Annotated in this window: 21 protein-coding genes; 17 read left to right on the forward strand and 4 right to left on the reverse strand. The window is 69.8% G+C overall.

Annotation, left to right across the window (positions count from 1 at the left end):
• Nucleotides 1–304: 304 nt before the first annotated feature.
• Entirely contained in the window at nucleotides 305–472 is a 168-nt protein-coding gene (locus ACQE3L_RS13040) for a hypothetical protein (RefSeq protein ID WP_426964310.1), read from the forward strand.
• A gap of 32 nt (nucleotides 473–504) precedes the next feature.
• On the opposite strand, the gene ACQE3L_RS13045 is transcribed toward ACQE3L_RS13040, so the two are convergent.
• Complete coding sequence (locus tag ACQE3L_RS13045; protein WP_426964311.1) at nucleotides 505–975, reverse strand: hypothetical protein; 471 nt, start codon at nucleotides 973–975, stop codon at nucleotides 505–507.
• A 103-nt stretch (nucleotides 976–1,078) separates the two neighbouring features.
• Complete coding sequence (locus ACQE3L_RS13050) at nucleotides 1,079–3,262, reverse strand: hypothetical protein (protein WP_426964312.1); 2,184 nt, start codon at nucleotides 3,260–3,262, stop codon at nucleotides 1,079–1,081.
• Nucleotides 3,263–3,398: 136 nt separating this feature from the next.
• On the opposite strand from ACQE3L_RS13050, the gene ACQE3L_RS13055 reads away from it, so the two are divergent.
• From ACQE3L_RS13055 to map, 5 genes are all read left to right on the forward strand, one after another.
• On the forward strand, nucleotides 3,399–5,087 hold the full coding sequence (locus tag ACQE3L_RS13055) for a PAS domain S-box protein (protein WP_426964313.1): 1,689 nt from the start codon (nucleotides 3,399–3,401) through the stop codon (nucleotides 5,085–5,087).
• A 99-nt stretch (nucleotides 5,088–5,186) separates the two neighbouring features.
• Nucleotides 5,187–5,312 (forward strand): hypothetical protein, encoded by a 126-nt coding sequence (locus ACQE3L_RS13060; RefSeq protein ID WP_281176549.1) that lies wholly within the window; start codon nucleotides 5,187–5,189, stop codon nucleotides 5,310–5,312.
• A gap of 146 nt (nucleotides 5,313–5,458) precedes the next feature.
• Nucleotides 5,459–5,836, forward strand: coding sequence for a translation initiation factor IF-5A (locus ACQE3L_RS13065; RefSeq protein WP_058366500.1), 378 nt, complete (start codon nucleotides 5,459–5,461; stop codon nucleotides 5,834–5,836).
• Nucleotides 5,837–5,841: 5 nt separating this feature from the next.
• Nucleotides 5,842–6,669: an agmatinase gene (gene speB, locus ACQE3L_RS13070; RefSeq protein ID WP_426964314.1), complete on the forward strand. Its 828-nt coding sequence runs from the start codon at nucleotides 5,842–5,844 to the stop codon at nucleotides 6,667–6,669.
• A 122-nt stretch (nucleotides 6,670–6,791) separates the two neighbouring features.
• On the forward strand, nucleotides 6,792–7,700 hold the full coding sequence (gene map, locus ACQE3L_RS13075) for a type II methionyl aminopeptidase (protein ID WP_426964315.1): 909 nt from the start codon (nucleotides 6,792–6,794) through the stop codon (nucleotides 7,698–7,700).
• Between the two features lie 96 nt (nucleotides 7,701–7,796).
• Here the strand turns inward: map and ACQE3L_RS13080 are convergent, their stop codons facing one another.
• Nucleotides 7,797–7,997, reverse strand: a complete 201-nt coding sequence (locus ACQE3L_RS13080) for a DUF7835 family putative zinc beta-ribbon protein (RefSeq protein ID WP_426964316.1) — start codon at nucleotides 7,995–7,997, stop codon at nucleotides 7,797–7,799.
• A gap of 249 nt (nucleotides 7,998–8,246) precedes the next feature.
• On the opposite strand from ACQE3L_RS13080, the gene ACQE3L_RS13085 reads away from it, so the two are divergent.
• From ACQE3L_RS13085 to ACQE3L_RS13095, 3 genes are all read left to right on the forward strand, one after another.
• On the forward strand, nucleotides 8,247–8,831 hold the full coding sequence (locus ACQE3L_RS13085) for an HIT family protein (protein ID WP_426964317.1): 585 nt from the start codon (nucleotides 8,247–8,249) through the stop codon (nucleotides 8,829–8,831).
• A gap of 22 nt (nucleotides 8,832–8,853) precedes the next feature.
• The gene (locus ACQE3L_RS13090; RefSeq protein ID WP_426964318.1) at nucleotides 8,854–9,708 is read left to right on the forward strand and encodes a TatD family hydrolase; all 855 of its coding nucleotides are present in this window, start codon (nucleotides 8,854–8,856) and stop codon (nucleotides 9,706–9,708) included.
• A gap of 99 nt (nucleotides 9,709–9,807) precedes the next feature.
• The gene (locus ACQE3L_RS13095; RefSeq protein WP_426964319.1) at nucleotides 9,808–10,392 is read left to right on the forward strand and encodes a DUF2150 family protein; all 585 of its coding nucleotides are present in this window, start codon (nucleotides 9,808–9,810) and stop codon (nucleotides 10,390–10,392) included.
• A 15-nt stretch (nucleotides 10,393–10,407) separates the two neighbouring features.
• Here the strand turns inward: ACQE3L_RS13095 and ACQE3L_RS13100 are convergent, their stop codons facing one another.
• Nucleotides 10,408–12,132, reverse strand: a complete 1,725-nt coding sequence (locus ACQE3L_RS13100) for a hypothetical protein (protein ID WP_426964320.1) — start codon at nucleotides 12,130–12,132, stop codon at nucleotides 10,408–10,410.
• A 136-nt stretch (nucleotides 12,133–12,268) separates the two neighbouring features.
• Here ACQE3L_RS13100 and ACQE3L_RS13105 point away from each other — a divergent pair, with 136 nt between their 5' ends.
• The 8 genes from ACQE3L_RS13105 to ACQE3L_RS13140 all read left to right on the forward strand — a co-directional run bounded on the left by ACQE3L_RS13105 (nucleotide 12,269) and on the right by ACQE3L_RS13140 (nucleotide 25,612).
• Nucleotides 12,269–13,705 carry a type IV pilin domain-containing protein gene (locus ACQE3L_RS13105; RefSeq protein ID WP_426964321.1) on the forward strand — a complete coding sequence of 479 codons (1,437 nt, stop codon included), beginning with the start codon at nucleotides 12,269–12,271 and terminating at the stop codon, nucleotides 13,703–13,705.
• Nucleotides 13,706–13,770: 65 nt separating this feature from the next.
• Nucleotides 13,771–15,117 (forward strand): hydroxymethylglutaryl-CoA synthase, encoded by a 1,347-nt coding sequence (gene hmgB / locus ACQE3L_RS13110; protein WP_426964322.1) that lies wholly within the window; start codon nucleotides 13,771–13,773, stop codon nucleotides 15,115–15,117.
• Between the two features lie 424 nt (nucleotides 15,118–15,541).
• Nucleotides 15,542–16,597 carry an anthranilate phosphoribosyltransferase gene (gene trpD / locus ACQE3L_RS13115; RefSeq protein WP_426964323.1) on the forward strand — a complete coding sequence of 352 codons (1,056 nt, stop codon included), beginning with the start codon at nucleotides 15,542–15,544 and terminating at the stop codon, nucleotides 16,595–16,597.
• Nucleotides 16,597–17,241: a phosphoribosylanthranilate isomerase gene (locus tag ACQE3L_RS13120; protein WP_426964324.1), complete on the forward strand. Its 645-nt coding sequence runs from the start codon at nucleotides 16,597–16,599 to the stop codon at nucleotides 17,239–17,241. Before trpD ends, ACQE3L_RS13120 begins: the two co-directional genes overlap by 1 nt.
• Nucleotides 17,238–18,911 carry an anthranilate synthase component I gene (gene trpE, locus ACQE3L_RS13125; RefSeq protein ID WP_426964325.1) on the forward strand — a complete coding sequence of 558 codons (1,674 nt, stop codon included), beginning with the start codon at nucleotides 17,238–17,240 and terminating at the stop codon, nucleotides 18,909–18,911. The genes ACQE3L_RS13120 and trpE overlap by 4 nt, the downstream gene beginning before the upstream one ends.
• On the forward strand, nucleotides 18,908–19,531 hold the full coding sequence (gene trpG / locus ACQE3L_RS13130) for an anthranilate synthase component II (protein WP_426964326.1): 624 nt from the start codon (nucleotides 18,908–18,910) through the stop codon (nucleotides 19,529–19,531). Before trpE ends, trpG begins: the two co-directional genes overlap by 4 nt.
• 527 nt (nucleotides 19,532–20,058) lie before the next feature.
• A complete protein-coding gene (locus ACQE3L_RS13135; RefSeq protein WP_426964327.1) occupies nucleotides 20,059–23,211 on the forward strand; it encodes an adenosylcobalamin-dependent ribonucleoside-diphosphate reductase in 3,153 nt (1,050 codons plus the stop codon).
• Between the two features lie 202 nt (nucleotides 23,212–23,413).
• On the forward strand, nucleotides 23,414–25,612 hold the full coding sequence (locus tag ACQE3L_RS13140) for an amino acid permease (RefSeq protein WP_426964328.1): 2,199 nt from the start codon (nucleotides 23,414–23,416) through the stop codon (nucleotides 25,610–25,612).
• Nucleotides 25,613–25,665 lie beyond the last annotated feature (53 nt).

Genomic DNA, 25,665 nt, shown 5'->3' on the forward strand with positions numbered 1-25,665 from the left:
GCTCGCGACGCGGTGGCACGGGGCGGGGAGATCTCGGCGGGACGGGCGACGACGGCCCGGCCCGCCCCCGGAGCCGCGGACTTAACCCGACCGCGGGCGTACGACCGCGCGGCCGATGACGACGCACCGCTCCGAGCCGCCTCGGCACCGGCGATGACGAGCCCTATGAGTGCCGAGGCCAGCTTTTAACGAGAAGCGGATCACGGAGGAGCACGACTGCTGCCACGGTAGGCACGAGCCCCGGCCAATCGCTCACCGGTGAGGCGGACACGGATTTCAGAAAGTCGCCGAGTAACCGATCGGTATGGCGGCCGAGAGCTCCGACAGAGTTCGAGAAATCGCTGAGGTCCGCAGCCTTGCGGAGTCCGAACTGTCCGAGCAGGCGCTCGAACGTGGTCTCGACGACCTGTGGGAGGGCATCGTTCTCGCTCGGTACCTCGACGGCGAAATCGACCGGGGCCTGAACGCGTGACGCTCGCGCCGTCTCGGACGCGGATCGACCGTTCACTCCGTCGAGACTCTCTCTACGACCTCTCTGCTTCGGTACTGCTGTTCGTACAGGTCTTCCCAGGCGGCCTCGTCGAACCCGTTCGATCCGACCGGTTCGAACTGGGTGACTACCACCTGCAACGCGCACTCGGTGCACTGAGCTATCCCGTCGACCGCGAACACTTCGATACCGACGTCGGGGTGGTCTGCGATTCTGGAAACGTCGCCCTCCTGTGCTCGGAACGTCTCATCGCTTCCACAGCCCGGACAGGTATACTCGGTCGCGATCAGGACGTCACCGGAGCTGGGATCCACGGTCTGACGGTAATACTCGAGCGCCGCCATCAGGTGGTCCAGTTCGTTCTCCGCTATCCTGAGTTCGATCGGATCGTCGTTCTTCTGCTCGACGACCTTGTTCATCAACCGGCACGCCGTCTCGAAACACGCCTCCCGATCTACCGTCGTCCGTGAGTCACGGTCGTCCATAGTTGTCTGAACGTGTCGCCCGACGTATCGCGAGTTCGGTCTGGGTCACTGAAAGAGCTCTCCCGTCGGGGCTCGTCCCGACCCTCGATCGAGAGTCGCCGCCTCAGATCCCCGTCTCCAGCGCCGTCTCGGCCCGCTCCAGCACCGTCAGCAGGCGCGGTTCGAGCGCCATGATCTCGTCGGTGCCGTAGACCTCCTGTTGGTCGCTCCAGAGCGACTCGCGCGCCTCGTCGAGCAGGTCGCGGACGGTCGCGAGGCGGTCGTTCGCGGTCTCGGCGTCCCCCTCCGCGGCGGCGTCCGCGGCCGCGGTCGCCTCCTCGGCGGCCTGAGAGAGGCGGTTCAGAACCGTGTTCTCGCGGGTTCGCTCGCGGTCCGCGTCCCCGTCGTCGGACCCACTCCCGTCCGCGAGGTCTCGGGCGAGGTCGCGCACCGCGGCGACCTCCTCGCGGAGCGTGGTCGCGAGGGGCGCCTTCCCGGTTTCGACGCGCTCGCGGACCGCCTCGGTGCCGTCGCCGAACGTCTCGGGCGTGACGCGGTAGGCGCCGGGGCGACCGTCGGCGTCGACGACCTCGACCGTGTAGCGCCCCTCGCGGTGGACCGCGACCGCGAAGCGGTCCGGTTCGGACGGTCGGCCCTCGTAGACGACGCCGGCGTAGTCCTCGACGACCCGCACCGACTCGATGCCGGTCGCGTCGCGGCCGTCGCCGCGGATCCAGCCCGCGTCCTCGTTGGCTACGACCGTCAGCTCCCCGCCCGCGCCGGCGCGGAGGGTGCCGCCCTCGTGGACGAACCCCTGCGCGAGCGGCGCGACGCCGGGCGCGTTGACCGTCAGGTGGTGGTCGCCCGGCTCGACGTGCAGGTAGCCGAAGGTGCCGCCGCGGGTGACCGTCACTTCCGGCCCCTCGCTCGCGAGTCGCACCGCCGCCTCCACCGGGAGTGCGAACAGGGAGACGGTCGCGGCGTCCCCGAGCGCGTCCGACCCGCTGCCGAGCGTGCCGTCGAGCGCCCCCTCCGCGCCCGCCCGGAGCTGCCGGACGCGACCGACCACGCGGTTCCGCAGCCCCGCTGGCTCGGCGCCGTCGATCCGCCGGCGGTGCGCGGGGTCCGTCACGTCCGCGAGGGGGTCCGCGTACCGCTCCTGCTCCCACGGGATGCCGACAGAGGTGATATGGCTCGCGAGGCGGTCCTCCGCGAATCCGGGGACCGCGAACTCGAAGCTGAGTTGCGGACCGACGAAGTCGTCGACCGCCTCGCGGACGGCGTCGAGCGGCTCCAGCGCGTACGTCGCGTCCGCGTCCGTCGGGCTGTCCGGCGGGGCGAGCACGAGCCCCGGCTCCCGCAGGGGGATCTCCGCGGGCGGTCGCGGGAGCCCGCGCCAGTCGCCCACCGTGACGCGCTCGTCGACGAAGTCGTCCCGCCCGACGGACAGGTCGGGATGTTCGTCGAGCCGGTGGCCGTCCAACTCGGGCATCACGAACGGGAGCCGCGCCCCCTCGCCGCGCGGGAGGCCGTAGGCGAACGGGGCCGCGAGCCCCTCCGTCACCTCGATCGCGTCGTTGGTCACGTCCGAGACCCAGTCGTCGGTCGGGAGGCGCTCGAAGCTCGGAACCACGTCGTTCACCTCGCTGGCGCTGGAGTGGGAGCCGACCTCCGAGAGGACGCCGACTCGTCGGCCGTCGCTGACGTCCGGGTCCAGAAACTCGTTGTTCGGCGTCCCCCTCGCGTGCGCGCTCGCGGACACCAGCAGCGGGTCGTCGGTCTCGCGGTCGAGAAACACCTGCAGGAGCTCCCAGTCGTGCCAGTGGAAGTTGACCGTGAACTGGTCGAACGCCGAGTAGAACCAGTACTGAATCGCGTCGACGCCCGGGGCCGCCTCGACGACGTTGTAGAACGCCACCGGTGCCGGCGGAGAGCCGGTCTCCGCGAACGCGGCACTGTACCCGTCGAGCGCCGCGAAGCCGTCCACTTCGCGCCTCTCCCCGGCTTGGACGACGTACGGACGCGGGTCCGTCGGGAACCACTTCTCGAGCGCCCCGAAGTAGAGGTCCGGGGCGTACCGACGGACGCGCTCGGGAACGTCCGCGTTCGGCTCGGCGTCCGTCACGGGGTCCGGATCGGAGGTCGGCGTCCCCTCCGGCGTACCCGCGTCCGGTTGCTCGTCGCCCCGCGAGACCGTCCACGCGCCCGCGACCCCGACGCCGCCGAGCGCCGCCAGTCCGGCGTACGCGAGGAGGCGCCGGCGGCGCTCGTCGGGGCGGTCGGTGTCCGGTTCGTCCGGTTCAGTCATGTGTGTTCGTTGTTACCAAGGGCTGGTAGCTATATCCCTGTTCCCCCGAGCGCCGGGGCGCACGACGGCCGTGCCGTCATACGCAAGCTTTTGACCCCCGAGGAAAAACGCGGAGGCGAACCCGGTTCCGCGTATCATGGCTCCCGACCCCTCCATCTCCGTCCTCTACGTCGACGACGACCCGGCGCTGCTCGACTTGACGGAGCAGTTTCTGGAGTCCGAGAACGACGCGCTCGCGGTCACGACCGCGAAGGGCGCTCCCGCCGCGCTGGACCTGCTCGAGGAGCGCTCCTTCGACGCGGTCGTCTCGGACTACCAGATGCCCGAGATGGACGGGCTCGAACTCCTCCGCACGCTGCGGGAGCAGCGCGACTCGGACGTGACGTTCATCATCTTCACCGGCCGCGGGCGCGAGGAGGTGGCGGTCGAGGCGCTGAACCTCGGCGCCGACCGCTACCTCCAGAAGGGGGGCGACCCGACGGCCCAATACGGGGTGTTGGTGCAGGCCATCGAACAGGAGGTCGCGCACCACCGGACGCGGACCGCGCTGGAGCGCCGCGAGCAGAACCTGCGGATCACGCTGGAGTCCATCGGCGACGCGGTGATCGCCACCGACGAGACCGGAGCGATCGAGCGCATGAACGGCGTCGCCGAGGACCTGACCGGTTGGGAGCGCGAGGACGCCGTCGGGCGCCCGCTCCCGGAGGTGTTCGACATCGCCAGTCAGGAGACCGGCGAGCCGATGGAGAGCCCGGTCGAGGAGGTGCTCGAACACGGCCGGACCGTGGGGCTCGCGAACGGGACGGTGCTGCGGACCCGCGAGGGCGACGAGCGGATCATCGCCGACAGCGCCTCGCCCATCACCGACGAGGACGACGCCGTCGTCGGCGTCGTCCTGATCTTCCGGGACGTGACGGAGACGTACCGCGAGCGTGACCGGCGGCGCCGCCAGCGTGAGGCGGTCGTCGACCTCTCGACGCACGAGGCGGTCGTGGAGGGGCGCGTGGACGAGGCGGCGGCGCTGATCGCCGAGACGATGGTCTCGGTCCTCGGGGTCGCACGCGCGTCGGTGTGGCTGTTCGGCGACGACCGCGAGACGATGACGTGTCTGGACCTGTTCGAGCGGGACGAGGGCGTTCACGAGTCCGGCATGACGCTGTCTGCCGAGGCGTACCCGAACTACTTCGAGGCGCTGATCAACCGCCGGGCGGTCGCCGCCGCGGACGCCGCCGCGGACCCGCGGACCGCGGGGCTGACCGAGTCGTACCTCGATCCGGAGGGGATCGAGTCGATGCTCGACGCGACGGTGCGCCGCGGCGGCGAGGTCGTCGGCGTGCTGTGTGCGGAGACCGTCGGCGACTACCGCGAGTGGACCGAGGACGAGCGCCGGTTCGCGGGCGAGTTGGCCGACCAGTTCGTCCTGGCGCTCACGAACCGCACGCGGCGCCGGCGCGAGACCGAACTCCGACGAAAGACGCGAAGCGCGCGGACGTTGTTCGAGCAGTCGCCGACGGCGGTCCTGGAGCTGTCGCCCGACCTCGAGATCCGGCGCTGGAACGACCGCGCGTCGGCGCTGTTCGGCTACGACGCCGCCGAGGCGGTCGGCCGACACGTCGCCGCGCTCGTCCCCGACGCGGACGAGGCGGAGGTGACGGCCTCGTGGGCCGAGCGCGTCCCGCGCGACGAGCCGACCTCGTTCGTCCGACGGAGCGTGACCGCGGACGGGACGGTGTGCCGCTTCGAGTGGCACGTACGGACCGTCGTCGGGGACGACGGCGACCCGCGGAGCGTCCTCGCGTTCGTGACGCCGGTCGACGACGCATAGGTCCCGTCTCAACCTCGGCCGGTTCGGCGGTCCGAAGCGACGACCTTCGACACCGACCGCGCCCGAAAGCGGTAAGCCGGGGGACGCGCAACTCCGCCCATGGAAGCGTACATCCTCGACGAGGACGAGGAGAAGCTCGCCCCGGCCGTGGTCGTCGCGACGATCGCCTTGCTCGGGCTGTTCGCGTTCGGGTTCCTCTTCCTCCTCGTTCGATCGGTCCTGTGAACCGCCGCGGTGGCGCTCCCGGCGCCGTGAGCGGGGGCGTCGGCGCGGTCGTCAGGCTGCTTGACCGACGCCTCCGAAGAGCCGGGGATCCGCAGCGTCCGGCGCGTTCCAAACCGTTTATACCCGGCCGACGGGAATCGGTGTGTATGCCGCGAGAGCAGAAGCAGGTTCGCGAACTCCAGGAGGGGAGCTACGTCATGATGGACAGCTCGCCCTGCAAGATCAACCACTACAGCACCGCGAAGCCGGGGAAGCACGGCAGCGCGAAGGCTCGCATCGAGGGGAAGGGCGTCTTCGACGACAAGAAGCGCTCGCTCTCGCAGCCGGTCGACGCGAAGGTGTGGGTCCCGATAATCGAGCGGAAGCAGGGTCAGGTCGTCTCCGTCTCCGGCGACGACGCGCAGGTCATGGACCTCGACACCTACGAGACGTTCACGATGCGCATCCCGGAGGACGAGGACTTCACCTCCGACGACAACATCGAGTACCTCGAGTACGAGGGCCAGCGGAAAGTCGTCGGGTAGTCGCAATGTTCCCCGGCGCGACCGCCGACCGCGAAGCTGCTTCCTACGTGGTCGTCGGCGCGCCCCTCGACGCGACGACCACGTTTCAGCCGGGCACCCGGTTCGGACCGGACCGGATCCGGCGCTTCTCCGAAACCTTCGACGACTACGACCGCCGCACCGACAGCCGCTTCTCCGCGCTCGGCGTCCACGACGCGGGCGACGTGGCGCCGTGGGACGACGTGGAGAGCTACCTCGACCATCTCGCCGGCGAGCTCCGGGCAGCGGTCATCGACGACGCCGTTCCGCTCGCGCTCGGCGGCGAGCATACCGTCACCCACGCGGGCGTCGACGCCGTGGAACCTGACGCGCTCGTCGTGCTCGACGCGCACCTCGACCTGCGGGACGCCTACGACGGCAACCCGCTGAACCACGCCTGCGTCACGCGCCGCGCGCTCGACGACCTCGGCGTCGACCGAGTCACCGTCGTCGGCGCACGCACCGGGTCGCCCGAGGAGTGGGACCGCGCCGCCGAACCCGACGTGGAGGTCGTCGCGCCCGAGGACGCCCGCGCGTGGATCGACGGCCTCGGTCCCGACGCGTTCGCCGGCGAATCCGTCTACCTCTCCGTCGACATCGACGGCGCCGACCCGGGGTTCGCCCCCGGAACGGGGACGATGGAGCCGTTCGGGCTCTCGCCCCGCGAGATGCGCGACGCGGTGCGAGCGGTCGCGCCCGCGGCCACGGGGTTCGACGTGGTCGAGGTGAACGACCGCGACGACGGACAGGCCGCGGCGCTCGGCGGGAAGCTCCTGCGGGAGTTCGTCCACGCCCACGCCGCGGCGGACCGGTAGCGCCCACGCCGCGGCGGGCGAGCGGACCGCCGCCGGAGCCGCCGCTCGAACCGCGGCCGGCGGGACCGCGTCCGTCGTGCGGTCCCGCAACCTCTTTCCCGACTCTCCGCCAACCGCGAGCCATGAGTCACGGACCCCTCGACGACGACGCGGTCGAGAGCTATCGGGAGGCCGGCGCGGTCCTCGTGGAGACGATGAACGAGGCCCGGGAGATGGTCGAGCCGGGCGTCACCCACCTCGAAGTCGCGGAGTGGGCCGAAGACCACGTCCGCGACCAGGGGGCCGGACTGGCGTTCCCGGTCAACATCAGCGTCGACGAGGAGGCGTCCCACGCGACGCCGGGCCGCGGGGACGACACCGAGTTCGGCGACGGCGACATGGTCTGTCTGGACGTCGGCGTCCACGTCGACGGCTACATCGCCGACGCGGCCGTCACGGTCGACCTCTCGGGGACCGACGAACTCGTCGAGGCCTCGGAGATGGCGCTGGAGGCGGCGCTCGAGGAGGCCGGTCCCGGCGTGCCGGTCGGCGAGATCGGCGCGGCCATCGAGGACGTGATCCGCGGCTACGGCTACACGCCCGTCCTCAACCTCTCCGGGCACGGCGTACAGAAGTACGACGCACACACGGGACCAAACGTCCCGAACCGCGGCGTCGACCGCTCCGTGGAGCTCGAACCGGGGCAGGCGGTCGCCATCGAGCCGTTCGCGACCGACGGCCGCGGCAAGGTCGGCGAGGGGACGACCGAGGAGATCTACGAGCAGGTGAGCGACCGGAGCGTCCGCGACCGGCGCGCCCGAAAGGCGTTAGAGCAGATCGAGGCGTTCGACGACCTCCCGTTCGCCGCGCGGTGGCTGGAGGGCGCGGGCACCGAGATGGCCCTCAAGCGCCTGAAACAGAAGAACGTGGTCAAGGGGTACCCGGTGTTGAAGGAGGAGGCGGGACAGCTCGTCAGTCAGGCGGAACACACGCTGCTCGTGACCGAGGACGGTATCGAGGTCACGACCGCAGGCATCCACTCGTTCGACTAACCCCGCCGGCCGCGGTCGAGGCGACTCGTCGTCGAGGCCCTCGAGGCCGAGGGCCCCCGCGGCCGACGCGGTCCGCGAGCGGTTCACAAAAGACGGTCAGGCGTTGTTCATCCGCGTCGCGGTTTCGGTGCCACACTCCGTACAGGTCGCGATCCGGTACGGCTCGCGCGAGAACTGCGCGTTCTCGTCCTTCTCGCTCTCCGTCCGGATCTCGACGCTCACGTCGTGGACCGTCTCCCGGCCGCACTCCGAACAGGCCTCACGAACGACGTCCGGGTCGGAGGGTTGTGTCGCCATGTGGACTCCGTTATTCGGGAAGCCCGGATAAAGACTCTTGAAGGAATATTGAAACTAACGGAGTGGATCCGGTGGCCGATTCCGGCGGGAGCAGCCCGCACCCGCCGGAGTCACCGACGACGCGGCGTGGCGAGCGTCGGTGCTGCAGGCCGCCACAGACGCCCCGGCCCGGACGCGGTCGAGGTGTCGTGCGTCGGGACGGCGGGTCCGACCGGGAAGGTTGAAGGCGCGCCCCCTCTCCCTGTCGGCATGGAACGGCTCTACGCACCGTGGCGCATCGAGTGGGTCGAGCGCGAGGCGGACCCGATCGACGGCTGTCCCTTCTGCGTGCTGCCGGAGCGGGCCGACGACCGTGACTCCCGGATCGTCGCGCGCGGCGACCACAACTTCCTCCTCCTGAACAACGCGCCGTATAACCCCGGCCACGCGATGGTGATCCCCTACGACCACCTCGACGCGTGGGGCGCCCTGTCGGACGCCGCGATGCTCGAGCACGGGCAGCTGAAGGCGGCGACGATCGCCGCGATGGAGGACGCGATGGGCCCGGACGGCGTCAACACGGGGATGAACCTCGGGGGCGGCGCGGCCGGCGGCTCCATCGACGAGCACGTCCACACGCACGTCGTTCCTCGGTGGAGCGGCGACACGAACTTCATGCCGGTCGTGAGCGACACGAAGGTGATCGTCGAGGCCGTCGACCGGACGTGGGCGCACCTGCGCGAGGCGTTCGCGGACCTCGACTGCGCGGTCGACGGAGACGCCGCGGGCGCGCCGGCGGACGACGCGGACGAGGGAGCGAGCGACCCGACCGACGCGGTCCGCGTCTCCTTTTAGGCGGCCGCCCGAACGCCCGTCCATGAGCGACGGCGACCTCGGTACCCCGGTGTTGGACAACCACCTCCACCTCGACCCGCGGCACGCCCGCGGCGTCGAGGCGGTGAAGGACTTCGCGCGCGTCGGGGGCACCCACCTGCTCGTGGTCAACAAGCCCTCCTGGCACCTCGGCGTCGAGGCCGACGAGCCCGAGGACTTCCGGGCGGTGTTCGCGGAGACGCTCGACGCGGTCGCGGACGCCACCGAGGTCCTCCCCGGCCGCGCGTGGCCGGTCCTCGGCGTCCACCCCGGCCTGATCAGCCGGCTCGTCGACGAGCGCGGCTTCTCACCCGAGGCGGCCAGGGACCTGATGTGCGGCGGGCTGGAGGTGGCCGCGGAGTTCGTCGCGGACGGGCGCGCGCTCGCGCTCAAGTCCGGCCGGCCGCACTACGACGTGAGCGACGCGGTCTGGGAGGCCTCGAACGCCGTCACGAAGCGCGCGTTCGAGCTCGGCGCGGAACGCGACTGCGCGGTCCAGCTCCACACCGAGGCCAGCGAGGACCTCACGGAGCTGGCCGAGTGGGCCGAGGCGCGCGGCCTCCCGGCACAGAAGGTCGTCAAGCACTACGCGGGCGGGCGGCTCCGCGGCCCGACGCCGAGCGTGATGAGCGAGAAGGACCGCCTCCTGACCGCGGCCGAGGCCGGCGAGCCGTTCCTGATGGAGACGGACTTCGTGGACGACCCCGACAAGCCGGGGATGGTGCTCGGTCCGAAGACGGTCCCGCGCCGGACGCGCTGGCTCCTGGAAGAGGGGTACGGGGCGGCCATGCGGACCGCGCACGTCGAGACGCCGCGCGAGGTGTACGGGATCGACACCGAGGCGACGCTGGACCGCTGAATCCTCTCACGGCCGCCGTTTCGAGCAGTCCGTGTCACGCCGGGACGCGGAGCCGAGGGATCGGAAAGGCCTTTGAGTGGTGCGGGCGACGTTCGGGACATGACTGACGAGGAGGAGGGAATAGAGACCTTCTACTCCGCCGAACGCTGGCAGAACTGGCTCGACCGCGTCGAAGAGGAGGACCTCGATCCCGAGAACGAGGACTCCGCTCGACTCCTGTTGAACCTGCAGGACGACGCCGCAATCGCGGTCGCGAAGATCCTCGCCGCCTACGAGGAGGGGCGGGTCGACGAGGACCGCGCGGTCGAGGAACTCGGCGACGTCCGCGACATCGTGCTCTCGGAGGTCGACTTCGACGACGAGGACAAGCTGATGCTGATCGACGGCGTCCAGACCTCGCTCGTCCCCGTCTTCTACGCCGCCGAGGAGTACATCGTCGCCGGCCCCACCGAGGGCGACGTCGACGAGTTCGTCCGCGCCGCGGCCGGCGCGGAGGCCGACGAGGACCTCGACGCCGCGCTGGGCTACGTCGTGCAGGCCGGCACGCGCGTCATCGACGGCGACACGCTGGACGTGGACCTCCTGGAGGAGTTCGAGTACGGCCTCGTCTCCGAGTGGGTCAACGGGCTCGACTCGCTCCAGTCCGCGCTGGAGGACCCGGAAGTCGTCGAAGAAGAGGGCTGAGACCGCCGCGGTTCCTCAGAAGACGAACACCGTCGCGGTCGTCTCGTCCTGCGTGCCGTCCTCCGTCTCGAAGAAGATCGTGAACCGCAGGTACTGGCCGTCCATGGAGATCGGCTCGATGTTTTGGCCCTGCCCCTGAATTCCCCGGAACTCGTACAGGTATATCTCTCCGCGTTCGTCGACGCGGATCGTGGCTTCGTTGTCCAGACTCACCTGCGTTCCGAACGCGAGGTTGCTGTTACCGCGGTCCCCCGCCTCGTAATTGCCGTCGTTCGCGTCCCGAGCATCCGGGTCGGAGTCTGCGACGTTGATGAACACCTCTCTGTTCCAACCGCCGTCGCCGCCACTATCCTCCTTGAGCCGGTTCGCGCCAGTGCTCGTCTTGTCGATCCGGATGCCGGTTATCGTGATGTTCTCAGTTCCCCTGTTTCGGAGGTCGACGATCACTCCCGTGTCTCCCCCGCTTGGTCCGTCCGGAACGGCATCGAGGATCTGCAGATCGGCGAAGGAAGGGCCCGTCCCGGCGCCGGTCGACGTCACGCCGATGTCGATCGTCGCGGTCTCTGCGGGGTTCCCGCCGCCGTCGACGGTCGCGTCGACCGCGTCCGCGCCGGCCGCGAGCGCGTTACCGCCGTCGGTCGCCGAGTAGACGACGGTCGCCGCGCCGTCCTCGTTCGTGGTGACCGTCGTCGCGTTGGTCGGCGTTCCGTTGACGAGGAACTCTCCGCGGTCCGCCGCGAGTTCGACGGTCGCGCCGGAGACGGGGTTGTTGAAGCGGTCGCGCACCTCGAAGGCGAGTTCCGTCCGGGCGCCGGTCTGTAGCGACCGCGTCGCGGACCCTTTCGGGATGACGTACGAAGCGCCCGGCTCGCCGACCGCGCTCGCGTCGTTGCGCTCGCGGACCTCCAGTTGCGCCATGCGGAGTTCGTAGGTCCGGGTGCCGTTCAGCGTCACCTCGACGCGGCCGCCCGCGGTCGCGCTCACGTCGTCGACGCGGGGGTTCGCGAGCAGCGACTGGCCCGTCCGGTTCACCCACTCGGAGGCGGAGATCCCCGGCGGCGCGTCGAGCCGGAGCCTGATCGGGTCGTCGTTCTCGCCCGTAATCGTCACCGTCCGCTCGGTCGCGCTCACGGGGTCGGTCGTCAGCGCGACCGCGTCGCCGCCGGCCGAGACGTCACCCTCCACAAACGTGAGCGTGAGTCGGTCGCCCTGCAGCAGCGACTGTCCCGTCAACGGGATCTGGCGACCGTCGCTGTGTCTGTACGCCTGCTGGCCGGTGACGACGACCGGCTGGCCGCCGAACACGTTGTAGTCCGGCCGGAACGCGACGTCTCGGGTCGAGTAGTTCGTCCCCGAGAGCGCCGTGGCGACGAACGTCCGCGTGTTCGTCGCCTCGCCGTCGACCGCGGTCACGTTCTCCAGCGTGACGTTCCGCGCCGCGGTCGCGGTCACCCTGTTGTCGGGCGGGCCGGGGTTGACGAATATCGCCCGGGCCGGATAGCTGACGCCGGTCCGGATCGTGGTGCCGACGCTCACGTCGCGGCCCGCGGCCGCGATCACGTCGTTCTGGAGGTCGATCATGTCCTCGCTCGCCTCCTGGTAGGCGTTGAACTCGACGCCCCGGTTCTGCTCGGGGACGACGGTCGCCTGATACAGCGAGAGCCCGATGATGAGGAATCCGAACAGGATCACCGCCCCGACCTGTGCGGACTGCCCCCGATCGGCCAGGCGAAGATCCATTGTCACCCTTCACCCGTCCGAGCGTCAAAACAGTTCTCCCCGGAGCGCGGTCCGCGGAGCGTGTGCCGACCGAACGCGTCCTTCAGCCTGAAACGATCCCCAATGTACTTACGCCTCTCCCGATCCAGTGTAACCGGTGCGTGGGCAGTCGGAGACCATCGGCGTGGTGTTGCTGATGGGTGTGGTGGTGGTGGTGTCGACGACCATCGGGGTCGCGTCACTGGCGACGTTCTCGGGCGCGGACGAGCGAGCAAGCGGGGCGACGCTCCTCGACGCGACCGTGAGCGACGATTCCGTTCGGATCCACCACACCGGCGGCGAGCCGCTGGACCCCGAGACCACCGAGGTGCGTCTGCAGACTCCCGAAGGAACGACAGTCTACCGGATCGCCGACGACGGGAGTCTCGACGGCGAACCTCCCTTTTCGGCCGGCGACCGGTGGACGCTCTCGGGGCCGCCGTACTCACCCGGCGACGAGGTCACGGTCGCGGTCGTCGACACGGCCGACAATGCGGTCCTGCTCAGCCTGACCGACCGCGTTCCGGCGGCCGCGGAGGCCGATACTACGCCGACAGCGACGGAGACGGGCGGGCCGACCGAGACGGACGAACCCACCGAGACGGGCGAGCCAACCGAGCCGGAAGAGCCGACGGAGCCGGAACTCGTGATCGAGTCGACGGGCGGTCTCGGTGATGGAACCGCGCTACGTGAGTACGAGCCAGCGGTGAAACTGCGGTCCGACGAAGGAGACGCACGCAATGTGAGCGTGACGCTGACCATAGAGGGCCCCGAGTCGTTCTCACGGACCACGGAGGTCGGCGACGTCGATGCCGGAGCCTCCAGGTCCCGGAGTTTCGCCGTCGGCCGGTTGAGCGAGGGCGAGTACGAGTGGGAACTCACGGTCGAGGCCGAGAACGCGGAGGCCGTCGAGTCAGAGGGCGAGTTCGAGGTCGACAGCGGCGTCTCCATGCGCGTGGAGGACCTCAGCTACGAGGACAGCGACGGGGGACAGTTCGTCACCTCCGTCGATGTCGAGGACGCGGGCGACGACTTCTCGCACGTCCGGATCGTGCACGAAAACGTTGACGACGGGAGTGCGACCGAGACGGCGTCCATCGACGCCGCGCGCGGGAGCGTGAGATACGGGCCTCGCGGTGGTACCTACGGCGACGAGTTCCGTGTCCGTGCGGAGGTCGTCTACGACGACAACGAGGGCGGAACCGAAGTCGTCGCCACGCGCTCGCTGGAGGTGACTGCCGGAGACGGCTCCCCGGACGAAAACGACGACCTCTCGACGGAGACGTCGCCGGAATTCGACACCGTCGACATCGAAACGTCCGGGAACAGTGGAAAATACACGGTCGACTATGCAGTCGACGGCTCCTTCGACCGCGTGGAAGCGTACATGATCGGGGACGAGGAGGGCTACGCTAAGGGAACCTCCACGAAACCGAAGGGCAAGATCAAGCTCAAACCTAAAGACGGAGACGAGTTCAAGATCATCGTTCTACTGTACGACGAAACCGGTGCGGTCGTGGAGGCACGAGTAGAAGAAGTCGAGGTCGACGACTGATTTTTCGACGCGTGACGTAACGCCTCATCGACAAGCCCATATGCCCGCTTCGTGAAGAATCGGGCATGACCACGGTCGGCATCGACGCCATCGAGATCCGAACGGGGAAGCTGAAGCTCGACCTCCCGAACACGTTCGCGCCGGAGAAGGGCGACGACCCGGAGAAGTACACGAAGGGGCTCGGCCTACAGGACTCCTCGTTCCCGGACGTGTACGAGGACATCGTCACGATGGGTGCCAACGCGGCAAAGCAGCTGATGGACCGCAAGGGGCTGTCGCCGTCGGAGATCGGTCGGATCGACGTGGCGACGGAGTCCGCGTTCGACCACTCGAAGCCCGTTTCGACGTACATCGCGGGCTGTCTGGAGCAGGTCTACGACGGCGACTTCCGCCACGCCAACAAGGGCGAGCGCAAGTTCGCCTGCGTCGCGGGGACGCAGGCCATCGACGACGCCTACAACTGGATCCGCGCGGGGCGGAACCGCGGCCGCGCGGCGCTCGTTATCTGTACCGACACCGCGCTGTACGCCCGCGGGGACCCCGGCGAGGCGACGCAGGGGGCGGGCGCGGTGGCGATGCTCATCGACGAGGACCCGGACCTGGTGGCGCTCTCGGACGACCAGGGGTACGGCTCGATGGACGAGACGGACTTCCTGAAGCCGAACCAGCAGTTCCCCTCCGTCGACGGCAAGCGCTCGATGCAGGTGTACCTCGCTCGCATGCGCGAGGCGCTGGAGGACTACGAGTCGGTCGCGGGCAAGATCGAACTGGACGACTTCCAGTACGCCCCGTTCCACACGCCGTTCCCGGGGATGGTCCGCAAGGCGGCCCTACTCGCGTACAGACACGTCATCCGCGACACGGAGCGCGAGGAGGAGCTCGCGGAGGAGATCGGCCGCCAGCCGCGCGAGGACGAGTACGAGGACCGCGAGGCCTACGAGGAGGCGATCCGCGAGCACATGGACGAGCTGAAGGACACCGAACAGTACCAGACTTGGTACGCGAAGACCGTCGAGCCGACGCTGGAGCTGTCCAGCAAGGTCGGCAACTGGTACACCGGCTCCGTCCACGTCGCCCGCGTGAGCGCGCTGCGTGACGCGGTCGAGAAGGACCTCGACTTCGCGGGCGAGACGCTGTTGGTCGGCTCCTACGGCTCCGGCGCGCAGGCGGAGATCCACACCGAGACGGTGCAGGACGGCTGGCGCGAGGAGGTCGAGGCGCTCGACATCGACGAGCAGCTCGCGGCCCGCTACGACCTGACGTGGAGCGAGTACGAGGACGTTCACGACGTTCACGAGTACGACGAGGACGTGGGACACGAGATGATCGAGCAGTTCACCACGCCCTCCGAGGAGTTCGTCTTCACGGGCTGGGGCCGGATGAACGAGCGGCAGTACGACTACGTCGAATAGCGCCTCGAAGGCGACCGCGACCGAATTTTTCTCGCCCGCGGTCGGCGGTGGACTCACGGGTGGAGCCGCACCGATCCACAGAAAATCCGGCCGATGCGGTGCTGATGCGGTGCAGGTGCGGTGTGGTGCGGATGCGGTGCGGGTGCGGTGTGGTGCGGATGCGGTGCTGATGCGGTGTGGTGCGGATGCGGCGCAGGGCGGTCGCGGTGCGGTTTTCTGTCGAGGTTGTGGTACCGCGGCGGCGCGAGGGCGCGCAGCGCCCGCAGCGCCGACCGCGGCCCCTTTTTGATCGACATTTTTCAAGGAGCGGTGAGCGCGCCGCCTGCGGCGCGCGAACCCGACCGCAGAAAAAGGTCGAGGGGAAGCCTTAAATCGATGTACAGACTTGTACATCGTAAGACGAACCTATACATTGGTGCCCACAATGAACATCCAGAACACCATCGAGCGCGTGACGGAGGGGGAGGACCTGACGGTCGAGGAGGCGCGGGAGACGGCGCGGCAGGTCTTCGAGGAGGCGAGTGAGGCGCAGATCGGCGGGCTGCTGACCGCGCTGCGCGCAAAGGGCGAGACGGAGGCGGAGATCGCCGGCTTCGCGCAGGGGATGCGGGACGTGGCGCGGACGATCGAGCCCGACGGCGCGCCGCTGGTCGACACCTGCGGCACCGGCGGCGACGACTACGACACGATCAACGTCTCCACGACCGCGGCCATCGTCGCGGCGGGCGCGGGCGTGGCGGTCGCGAAACACGGCAACTACTCCGTCTCTTCCTCCTCGGGGAGCGCAGACGTGCTGGAGGTCGCGGGCGTCGATGTGGAAGCGGAGCCGCCGGCGGTCGAGGAGGCGATCGAGCGCGACGGCATCGGGTTCATGCTTGCGCCGGTGTTCCACCCCGCGATGAAGGCGGTCATCGGCCCGCGGAAGGAGCTGGGGATCCGAACGGTGTTCAACGTGCTCGGGCCGCTGACGAACCCCGCGGGCGCCGACGCGCAGGTGCTCGGCGTGTACGACCCCGAACTCGTCCCGCAGATCGCCCGCGCGCTCTCACACATGCCCGTCGAGCGCGCGCTGGTGGTCCACGGGTCGGGGATGGACGAGATCGCGCTCCACGACGAGACGACCGTCGCGGAGGTCGACGGCGACGAGGTGACCGAGTACGCGATCGCGCCCGAGGACCTGGGCCTCGAGCGGGCGCCGATCGAGGACGTCTCGGGGAGCACGCCCGAGGCGAACGCCGCGGACCTCGAGGGGATCGTCCGCGGCGACGTGACCGGCCCGAAGCGTGACCTGATCCTGGCGAACGCGGGCGCGGCGGTGTACGTCGCGGGACTCGCCGACTCGCTGGAGGCCGGCGTCGAGCGCGCGGCCGCCGCCATCGACGAGGGCGACGCGGCCGCGAAGTTCGAGGCGCTGTGCGGTGACGACGCGGACCGTGCGGGCGCGGAGCCGGACGCCGCCGCGGGGGCGGACGCGAACTGATGGCCAGAGCGAAGATCTGCGGGCTGACGCGCGGTGCCGACCTGCGTGCGGCCGTCGAGGCGGGGGCCGACGCGGTCGGCGTGATCGCCGAAGTTCCGGTCGATACGCCTCGCGAGGTGGACCCCGCCGTCGCGGCCGAGTTGCTGGCGGAGGTGCCGCCGTTCGTCACCGCGACACTGGTGACGATGCCCGACTCGGCCGAACGCGCGGTCGAACTCGTGCGGACGGTCGAGCCGGACGCCGTCCAGCTACACGGCGAGTGGACCGCCGACGAGGTGGGCTACGTCCGCGCGGAGACCGGCGTGAAGGTGCTGCTCGCCGTCGACGCGGACGACGAGAGCCGCGCGGAGCGACTGGACGAGGCGGCCGACGCGCTCGTGGTCGACTCCACGACGGAGTCGGGCGCGGGCGGGACGGGCGAGACCCACGACTGGGAGGCGACCGGTCGGCTCGCGGAGCGGTTGGTCTCGCCGGTCGTGCTCGCGGGCGGCCTCACGCCGGACAACGTCGCGGAGGCGGTGGCGACCGCGGACCCGTTCGCGGTCGACGTGGCCTCCGGCGTGGAGCTGCGCGGCGGCGAGAAGGACCACAACGCCGTCGCGCGGTTCGTCGCCAACGCGGGTCGGGAGGTCGAGGTCGCGTGACGGAACTGGACCTCTCGCGTGAGGCGTTCGTCGAGCACGCCGCCGACGCCGACGGCCCGGCCGTGGTGCGCGTCGCGGCGGAACTCGACCCGGACGTGACGCCGCTGACGGCGTACGCCACGCTCGTCGGCGACAGTCCCCACGGCTTCCTGCTGGAGTCGGCAGAGAAGGTCGCCTCCAGCGACCCCGACGGCGCGTTCGCGCCGGTCACGGACGCCGACAAACACGCGCGCTACTCGTTCGTCGGCTACGACCCGGAGGCGGTCGTCTCCGTGTACCCCGACCGGACCGACGTGAAGCGACTCGGCCCGGCCGCGGCCCTCGTGGGGGACGAGCGAGCGGACGGCGAACCGGCGGACGGCGAGCCGGCGGACGTGCTCGACCGCGTGCGCGAGGCGTTCCCGAGCGTGGAGCGCCGGAACTTCCCCGACCGGGACAGACAGACGCTCTCCGGCGGGTTCGTCGGGTTCCTCGCCTACGAGGCCGTCTACGACCTGTGGCTGGAGGAGGTCGGCGTCGAGCGCCCGGAGACCGACTTCCCTGACGCGGAGTTCGCGCTCACGACGCGGACGGTCGTCTTCGACGACGTGGAGGGGACCGTCGACCTGGTGTTCACGCCGGTCGTGCGCGAGGGGGACGACGCCGGCGCGGTGTACGACGAGCTCGCCGCGGAGGCCGAGGCGGTCGCCGCGGACCTCCGGACCGCCGACACTCCGGAGCCCGGCGGGGTCCGCGTGACCGAGGAGCGCGCGGGGCCGCAGGAGGCCTACGAGGACGCGGTGCGCGCGGCGAAGGAGCACGTCCTCGACGGCGACATCTATCAGGGCGTCATCTCGCGCAAGCGGGAGCTGACCGGCGACGTGGACGCGATGGGGCTGTACGCCGCGCTGCGGGACGTGAACCCCTCGCCGTACATGTACCTGCTGCGCCACGACGACCGGACCATCGTCGGCGCCAGCCCCGAGACGCTGGTGTCGGTGCGAGGCGACCGCGTCGTCTCGAACCCCATCGCGGGGACCTGCGCGCGCGGCGAGAGCCCGGTCGAGGACCGTCGGCTCGCGGGCGAGTTGCTCGCGGACGAGAAGGAGCGCGCCGAGCACACCATGCTCGTCGACCTGGCGCGCAACGACGTGCGCCGCGTCTCCGAGCCCGGCTCCGTCCGCGTCGAGGAGTTCATGAACGTCCTCAAGTACAGCCACGTCCAGCACATCGAGTCGACCGTGACGGGGACGCTGGACGGGGAGTACGACGCGGTCGACGCGATCAGGGCCTCGTTCCCGGCCGGTACCCTCACCGGCGCGCCGAAGGTGCGCGCGATGGAGATCATCGACGACCTCGAACGGGAGCCGCGGGGCGCCTACGGCGGCGGCGTCGGCTACTACTCGTGGACCGGCGACGCGGACTTCGCCATCGTGATCCGGACCGCGACGGTCGAGCACGGCGTGTCGGTCGACGAGCACGGCGAGGCGGATGGAGACGCGTCCGCGGACCGCATCACCGTGCAGGCCGGCGCGGGCCTCGTCGCGGACTCCGAACCGGCCGCGGAGTACGCCGAGACCGAACAGAAGATGGGGGGCGTCCTCGACGCCATCGACCGGATCCGGGTCGAGCCGGACGACGACGCGTCCCTCGCGGACGCGCCCGCCGCGGGCACGGGGGCCGAGGAATGAAGGTCGTCTTCGTCGACAACTTCGACTCGTTCACCTACAACCTCGTCGAGTACGTCTCCGAGTGTCCGGTTGAGGGCGGCGTGACGACCGAGGTGCTGAAGAACACCGCCTCGGTCGACGCGGTCGCGGCCGCGGAGCCGGACGCGCTGGTTATCAGTCCCGGTCCGGGCCATCCGAAGAACGACCGCGACGTGGGCGTGACGACGGACGTGCTCCGCGAGCTGTCGCCCGAGGTCCCGACGCTCGGCGTCTGTCTCGGGCTGGAGGCGGCCGTCTACGAGTACGGCGGGACGGTCGGCCACGCGCCCGAGCCGATCCACGGCAAGGCGTTCCCGGTCGACCACGACGGCGAGGGGGTGTTCGCGGGGCTCGACCAGGGGTTCCGCGCCGGGCGGTACCACTCGCTGGTCGCGACCGAAGTGCCGGACTGCCTGGACGTGAGCGCGACGACCGACCACGACGGGACGGAGCTCGTAATGGGCGTGCGCCACGAGGCGTACCCGCTGGAGTGCGTCCAGTTCCACCCCGAGAGCGTGCTGACCGGCGTCGGCCACGACGTGATCCGGAACTTCCTCACGGAGGTCGCGGGCGCGACGTCGCGCGCGCCGGCCACGCGGTGACCGAGGACCGGGGAGCGGCGCCGGCGCGCGCGCTCGGCGCGGACCCCTCTGCGGGCCGACCGGTTCGCCGAACCGACCGAGGATCCGTCGTCCCGCGAGCCAGCCCTGGTGGCGTGCGATCCGCCCGACTCGACCGGTTCTGTTTATCTGATACGTCGGCGGACCGAACGGGTTTTCGGCGGGACGGCCGCCGCGGTCGGTGCGGCGGCCCCGCACGGCGACTGCGCGGCGGCCGGTCGACCGCGAACGCCCCTTCCGTTCGACTGTAAAGGACGACTCCCTCGTGCGGTTTGATCGTTCTCGATCCACTTTCACTGCGGAGGGGCCATCCTTATGTAGACCCCGCCCGCACTACGAACACGTACAGGCGCGGAGCCGCTCGGCCGCGCCGCAGTGATCCCATAAGGGATCGGATAGTTCCACGCCCAAATGGACCGGGAACGCAACGCCTAAGGGGTCCAACTCACCAGTACGACATCACGATACATGACCGATTCACCACGCACTCGGGGAGACGTGACCGCGCAATGAGCGGGAGCGACCTCTCCACGGACGAAGTCGAGCTGCCGATCAAACGCACCACCGGCGAGACGCTGGAGGACCGGCTCACGGAGAACGCCTACCACAACATCCTCCCCGCGCGCTACCTCCGAAAAGACGCCGACGGGAACCAGGTCGAGACGCAGGAGGAGCTGTTCGTCCGCGTCGCGAAGAACGTCGCGCTCGCGGAGGCCGTCTTCGAGGCCGACAAGCAGGGCGTCGAGGTCACCGTCACGCCCGACCAGCTCAAGCCCGACCACCCCCGTCGCGACGAGCTGGCCGAGGAGGTCTTCGGCGCCGGCGTCTCCGCGGACGACGACGTCGAGACGGCGCTGACGGCGCACAACGTCAACAAGTTCGCGTACGACACGGTCGTCCCCGAACTCCCGAACGAGGTCCGCGATCACGTCCAGGACGTGGCCGACCAGTTCCGCGAGGGGATGGAGTCGCTGTCGTTCATGCCGAACTCGCCGACGCTGATGAACGCGGGCGACGAGCTCCAGCAGCTCTCCGCCTGCTTCGTCGACTCCCCCGGCGACGACATCACGGACATCCACCAGACCGCCAAGGAGGCGGCCGAGGTGTTCCAGTCCGGCGGCGGCATGGGCTACGCCTTCTGGAAGCTCCGCCCGTACGGCGACGCGGTCGGCTCGACCGGCGGCATCGCCTCCGGTCCGATCACGTTCATGCGGACGTTCGACCAGATGTGCGAGACCATCGCGCAGGGCGGCGCGCGCCGCGGCGCGCAGATGGGCGTCATGCGCGTCTCGCACCCGGACGTCATCCAGTTCATCCACGCGAAGAACAAGGACGTCTCGCTGGCGCACTCGCTCCGGCTCAACGACCCGGACGACTTCACGCACAACTCCTTCAAGGAGGCGCTGGAGGAGGCCCGCGAGCTGATCGACGACGAGGGGCGCGTCCCCAAGCACCTCCGGAACGCGGTCGAGGGCCACCTCTCGAACTTCAACATCTCCGTCGGCGTCACCGACGACTTCATGGAGGCGCTGTACAACGACGAGGAGTTCACCTTCACCAACCCGCGGACGGAGGAGCCCCACGTCGCCACGCCGGAGACGAAGGAGATCTACGAGATGTTCGGCCTCGGCGAGCACGTCGAGGTCGGCGAGGTGCTGTCGGTCCCCGCGGAGAAGCTCTGGGACCACATCGTCGAGGGCGCCCACGAGAACGGCGAGCCGGGCGTCATCTACCTCGAGCGCGTCAACAAGAAGCACTCCTTCGACGTGGAGGAGCACCCCGACCACCGCATCCTCGCGACGAACCCCTGCGGCGAGCAGCCGCTGGAGGAGTACGAGGCCTGTAACCTCGGCCACATCAACCTCTCGACGCTCGCGGCCGAGGACGCGCCCGACTGGCGCGTCTGGTCCGAGGAACACGCCGACGAGTACGACTCGCAGGCGGACGCGGTCGACGCGTTCCTCGAGGAGGCGCTCGACTACGAGGAGTTCGACGACCGCATCGCGTACGGCACGCGCTTCCTCGAGAACGTCGTCACGATGTCGGACTTCCCGGTCGAGAAGATCGAGCAGAAGGTCCGCGACATGCGGAAGATCGGCCTCGGCGTCATGGGCCTCGCGCAGCTGTACGTCCAGCTCGGCATCCGGTACGGCACCGACGAGGGTAACGAGGTCGCGCGCCAGCTGATGACCCACATCAACCACGGATCGAAGTGGGCCTCCCACGAGCTCGCGGAGGAGCGCGACACGTTCAACGACTGGGACGACTCCAAGTACGCCAACCCGACGGAGTACCCCGATTGGTTCGAGCACCACACCGGCCTCGACGCCGACGAGTGGGAAGACGGGTTCACGATCCGGAACCACAACACGACGACCATCGCGCCGACCGGCACCACGTCGATGATCGGTAACACGACGGGCGGGTGTGAGCCCATCTACAACGTCGCGTTCTACAAGAACGTCTCCGACGACGTACAGGGCGACGAGATGCTCGTCGAGTTCGACGACTACTTCCTGCGCACGCTGGAGGCCAACGACCTCGACGTGACGGAGGTCAAGAAGGAGGCGCAAGCACAGATGGCGGACAACGAGTTCGACGGCGTGGAGGGGCTGGAGACGGTCCCGGACGCCATCGGCGAGCTGTTCGTCGTCACCGGCGACCTCTCCGGCAAGCAGCACGCGGCGGTCCAGTGCGCCTGCCAGGAGGGCGTCGACTCTGCCATCTCGAAGACCTGCAACTTCCCCAACTCCGCGAGCAAGGAGGACATGGACGAGGTGTACCGCTACATCTACGACCACGGCGGGAAGGGCGTCACCGTCTACCGCGACGGCACGCGCTCGAAGCAGGTCCTCACGACCCGCGCGCAGAACACGGAGTTCGCGGACGAGACCGAGGCGGCCGAGACCATCGTCGAGCAGATCAACGAGGTCTTCGGCGGTCTCGAGGCGTTCCTCGACAACGAGGACGTGCGGGCCCAGATCGACGCGGAGGTCGACAGCCTGCTCGAGGCGAGCGAGCAGCCCTCGGTCGACTACACCGAGACCCAGCCCCGTCCGGACGCGCTCTCGGGCGTGACCCAGCGCGTCGAGACCGGCTACGGCAAGCTCTACGTCACCGTCAACGAGGACGAGAGCGGCCGGCCGTTCGAGCTGTTCGCGAACATCGGCCACTCCGGCGGCTACACTAACTCCTTCACGGAGGCGCTCGCGAAGGTCATCTCGACCGCGCTCCGGAGCGGCGTCGACCCCGAGGAGGTCGTCGACGAGCTGCAGGGCACCCGCAGCCCGAAGGTGGCGTGGGACAAGGGCGAGCAGATCCAGTCCATCCCGGACGCCATCGGCACGGCCCTGCGCCGCTACCTCGACGACGAGATCGACAAGGGGATCCCCCAGCAGCAGTCCCTCGCGGACGTGGACGAGGGCGGGAGCCCGACCGCCGACACCGACGGCGGCGCGGTCGACGCGGACGCCGGCGCCTCGGTCTCCGCGGGCGGTCCGAGCGCGGCCGCGGGCGGCAAGGAGGCCGCCGACGCCGACGACAGCACGCAGGACCTCATCGCGGCCGGCGAGTCCCCCGAGTGCCCGGACTGCGGTTCGATGAGCCTCTACTACTCGGAGGGATGCAAGACCTGCGAGTCGTGCGGCTGGTCCGAGTGCTGAGGTAGCCGAGCGGTCACACACCGTTTCTGTACGCTTTTTCCGTCGACGTATCGCGATCCCGAAGTACGCCGGAGCGACCACCTTTATCGGTATTCGCCGACACGTGTTCGGTATGCGTCAACGACCGGTCGATCATGACTGAGCACTCTTCGACGGCCGGACCGAGCGGACACGACGGTACCGCTGTACGTCCCGCCACCTGATGGGCAAGCAACTCGAGCGCGACCTTGGGCTACCGGAGGTGACGGCGATCAGCATCGGCGCGATGGTCGGTAGCGGCATCTTCATCCTGCCGGGGCTGGCGATGGGGATGGCCGGGCCGGCCGTCGTGTTCGCGTACTTCCTCGCGGGCGTGCTGGTGTTGCCCGCCGCGTTGAGCAAGTCGGAGATGGCGACCGCGATGCCCGAGGCGGGGGGGACCTACCTCTACATCGAGCGGGCGATGGGACCGCTGTTCGGCACCATCGCGGGCGTCGGGACGTGGTTCTCGCTGACGTTCAAGGGGGCGCTCGCGCTGGTCGGCGGGGCGCCGTACCTGGTGTTGCTGTTCGACCTGCCGGTGACGCCGGTCGCGCTCACCGTCGCGTCCCTGCTCATCGTCCTGAACGTCGTCGGGGCGAAACAGACCGGCCGGATGCAGATCGGCATCGTCGCGGTCATGCTGACGGTGATGGTCTGGTTCATCGTCGCCGGCGCACCGAGCGTCGAGGGCGCCCGCTTCGAGGGGTTCTTCGACGACGGAATCGCGGGGATCCTCGGCGCGACCGGGTTCGTGTTCGTCTCCTACGCCGGCGTCACGAAGATCGCCAGCGTCGCGGAGGAGGTCGAGAACCCCGACCGGAACCTCCCGCTGGGGATCCTCGGGTCGCTCGTCATCACCGCCGGCATCTACGTCGCCATCGTGACCGTGATGGTGGGCGTGGCCGACGAGGCGGCGCTCACGGCGACCGAGACGCCGATGCAGGTCGCGGCCGAGAACGCGCTGCCCGCGGCCGGCGTCGCGGCCGTCGTTGTCGCGGCACTGCTGGCGCTGATCAGCACCGCCAACGCCGGGATCCTCTCCTCGTCGCGCTACCCGTTCGCGATGAGCCGCGACGGGCTCGCACCGGACATCTTCGAGGACGTCAGCGACCGGTTCGAGACGCCGGTCAACGCGATCACGATCACCGGCGGCGTACTGCTCGTCCTCGTCGCGTTCGTCCCCATCGACGACATCGCCAAACTCGCCAGCGCGTTCAAGATCCTCGTGTTCATCCTGATCAACGTCGCGCTGATCGCGTTTCGGCAGGGGTCCATCGAGGCGTACGACCCGAGCTTCGAGTCCCCGCTGTACCCCGTCCCACAGCTGGTCGGGATCGTCGGCGGACTGGTGTTGCTCCGGTACATCGGGTTCGTCCCGCTGGTCGGCGCCGTCGCGATCATCCTCGGGTCGATGGCCTGGTACTACCTCTTCGTCTACCGGCGGGGCGGCGTGGGTCGCGAGGGGGCGATGACCGACGCCGTCCGCCGGAGCGTCGGCCGCGACGTGGTCGAACAGACGGAGACCGAGATCGGCACCGCCGGGGATGAGGTCCTCGTGGCGGTCACCGAGCGGACGCCGCCCGCGGTCGAGCGGTCGCTGATCGACCTCGCGACCGACCTCGCCCGGACGCGCGAGGGCGGGGTCAGGGTCGCGCAGTTCGACGAGACGCCCGACCAGACGCCGCTCCCGCAGTCCGCGTCCGTCCTCACCGAGGCCGATCAGGCGTTCGAGGCCAGAATGGCCGACCGGGCGACCGACTCCGAGATCCCGGTCCGGTACGGCGAGGTCGTCAGCCACGACACCCGCCACGCCATCGTCAACTACGCCGCGTCGGTCGGCGCCGACACCCTGCTGATCGAGCGCTCGACCGGGTCGGAGACGGTGCTCGGGAGCGACGTGGACTGGATCGAGGCCCACGCGCCCTGCAGCGTCGTCGAGGTCTCGAACCTCGACCACGACGCCGCCGAGCGCATCGGCGTCGTCACCGACGAGGGGCCGTTCGACCCGGCGAAGGTGGCGCTCGCGGACGCGCTCGCCACGGCGGTCGGCGGGACGGTGACGTTCTACCTCCCCGTCGGTGCGGACCCGCCGGAGAGCCGCCGCAACACGACCGCCGACTACCTCGCCGACCTCGCGGCGCTGTGTGAGGCCCCGGTCACGACGCGCGTCGTCGAGTCGGGGACCGACGAGGCCATCGACATCGCGACCGCCGACTCCGACGTCCTCGTCGTCAGCGGCGTTCAGCGCGACCTCACGGACCGGCTGTTCGGCCGCGGCTCCGACCCCGCGGCGATCACGGCGAAACACGGAACGCTGGTCGTCTACGGGGAGCAACAGCCGGGGCGGCTCCGGCGGGCGCTCGAACGGCGCCTGTTCTGACTCGCCTCGCGCCCGACGCGGTCGGGGCGGTCGAACGCGACGGAGCGCTCCGC

The sequence above is a fragment of the Haloparvum alkalitolerans genome (genome assembly GCF_050122995.1).
In the GTDB taxonomy this organism is placed as follows: Archaea; Halobacteriota; Halobacteria; order Halobacteriales; family Haloferacaceae; genus Haloparvum; species Haloparvum alkalitolerans.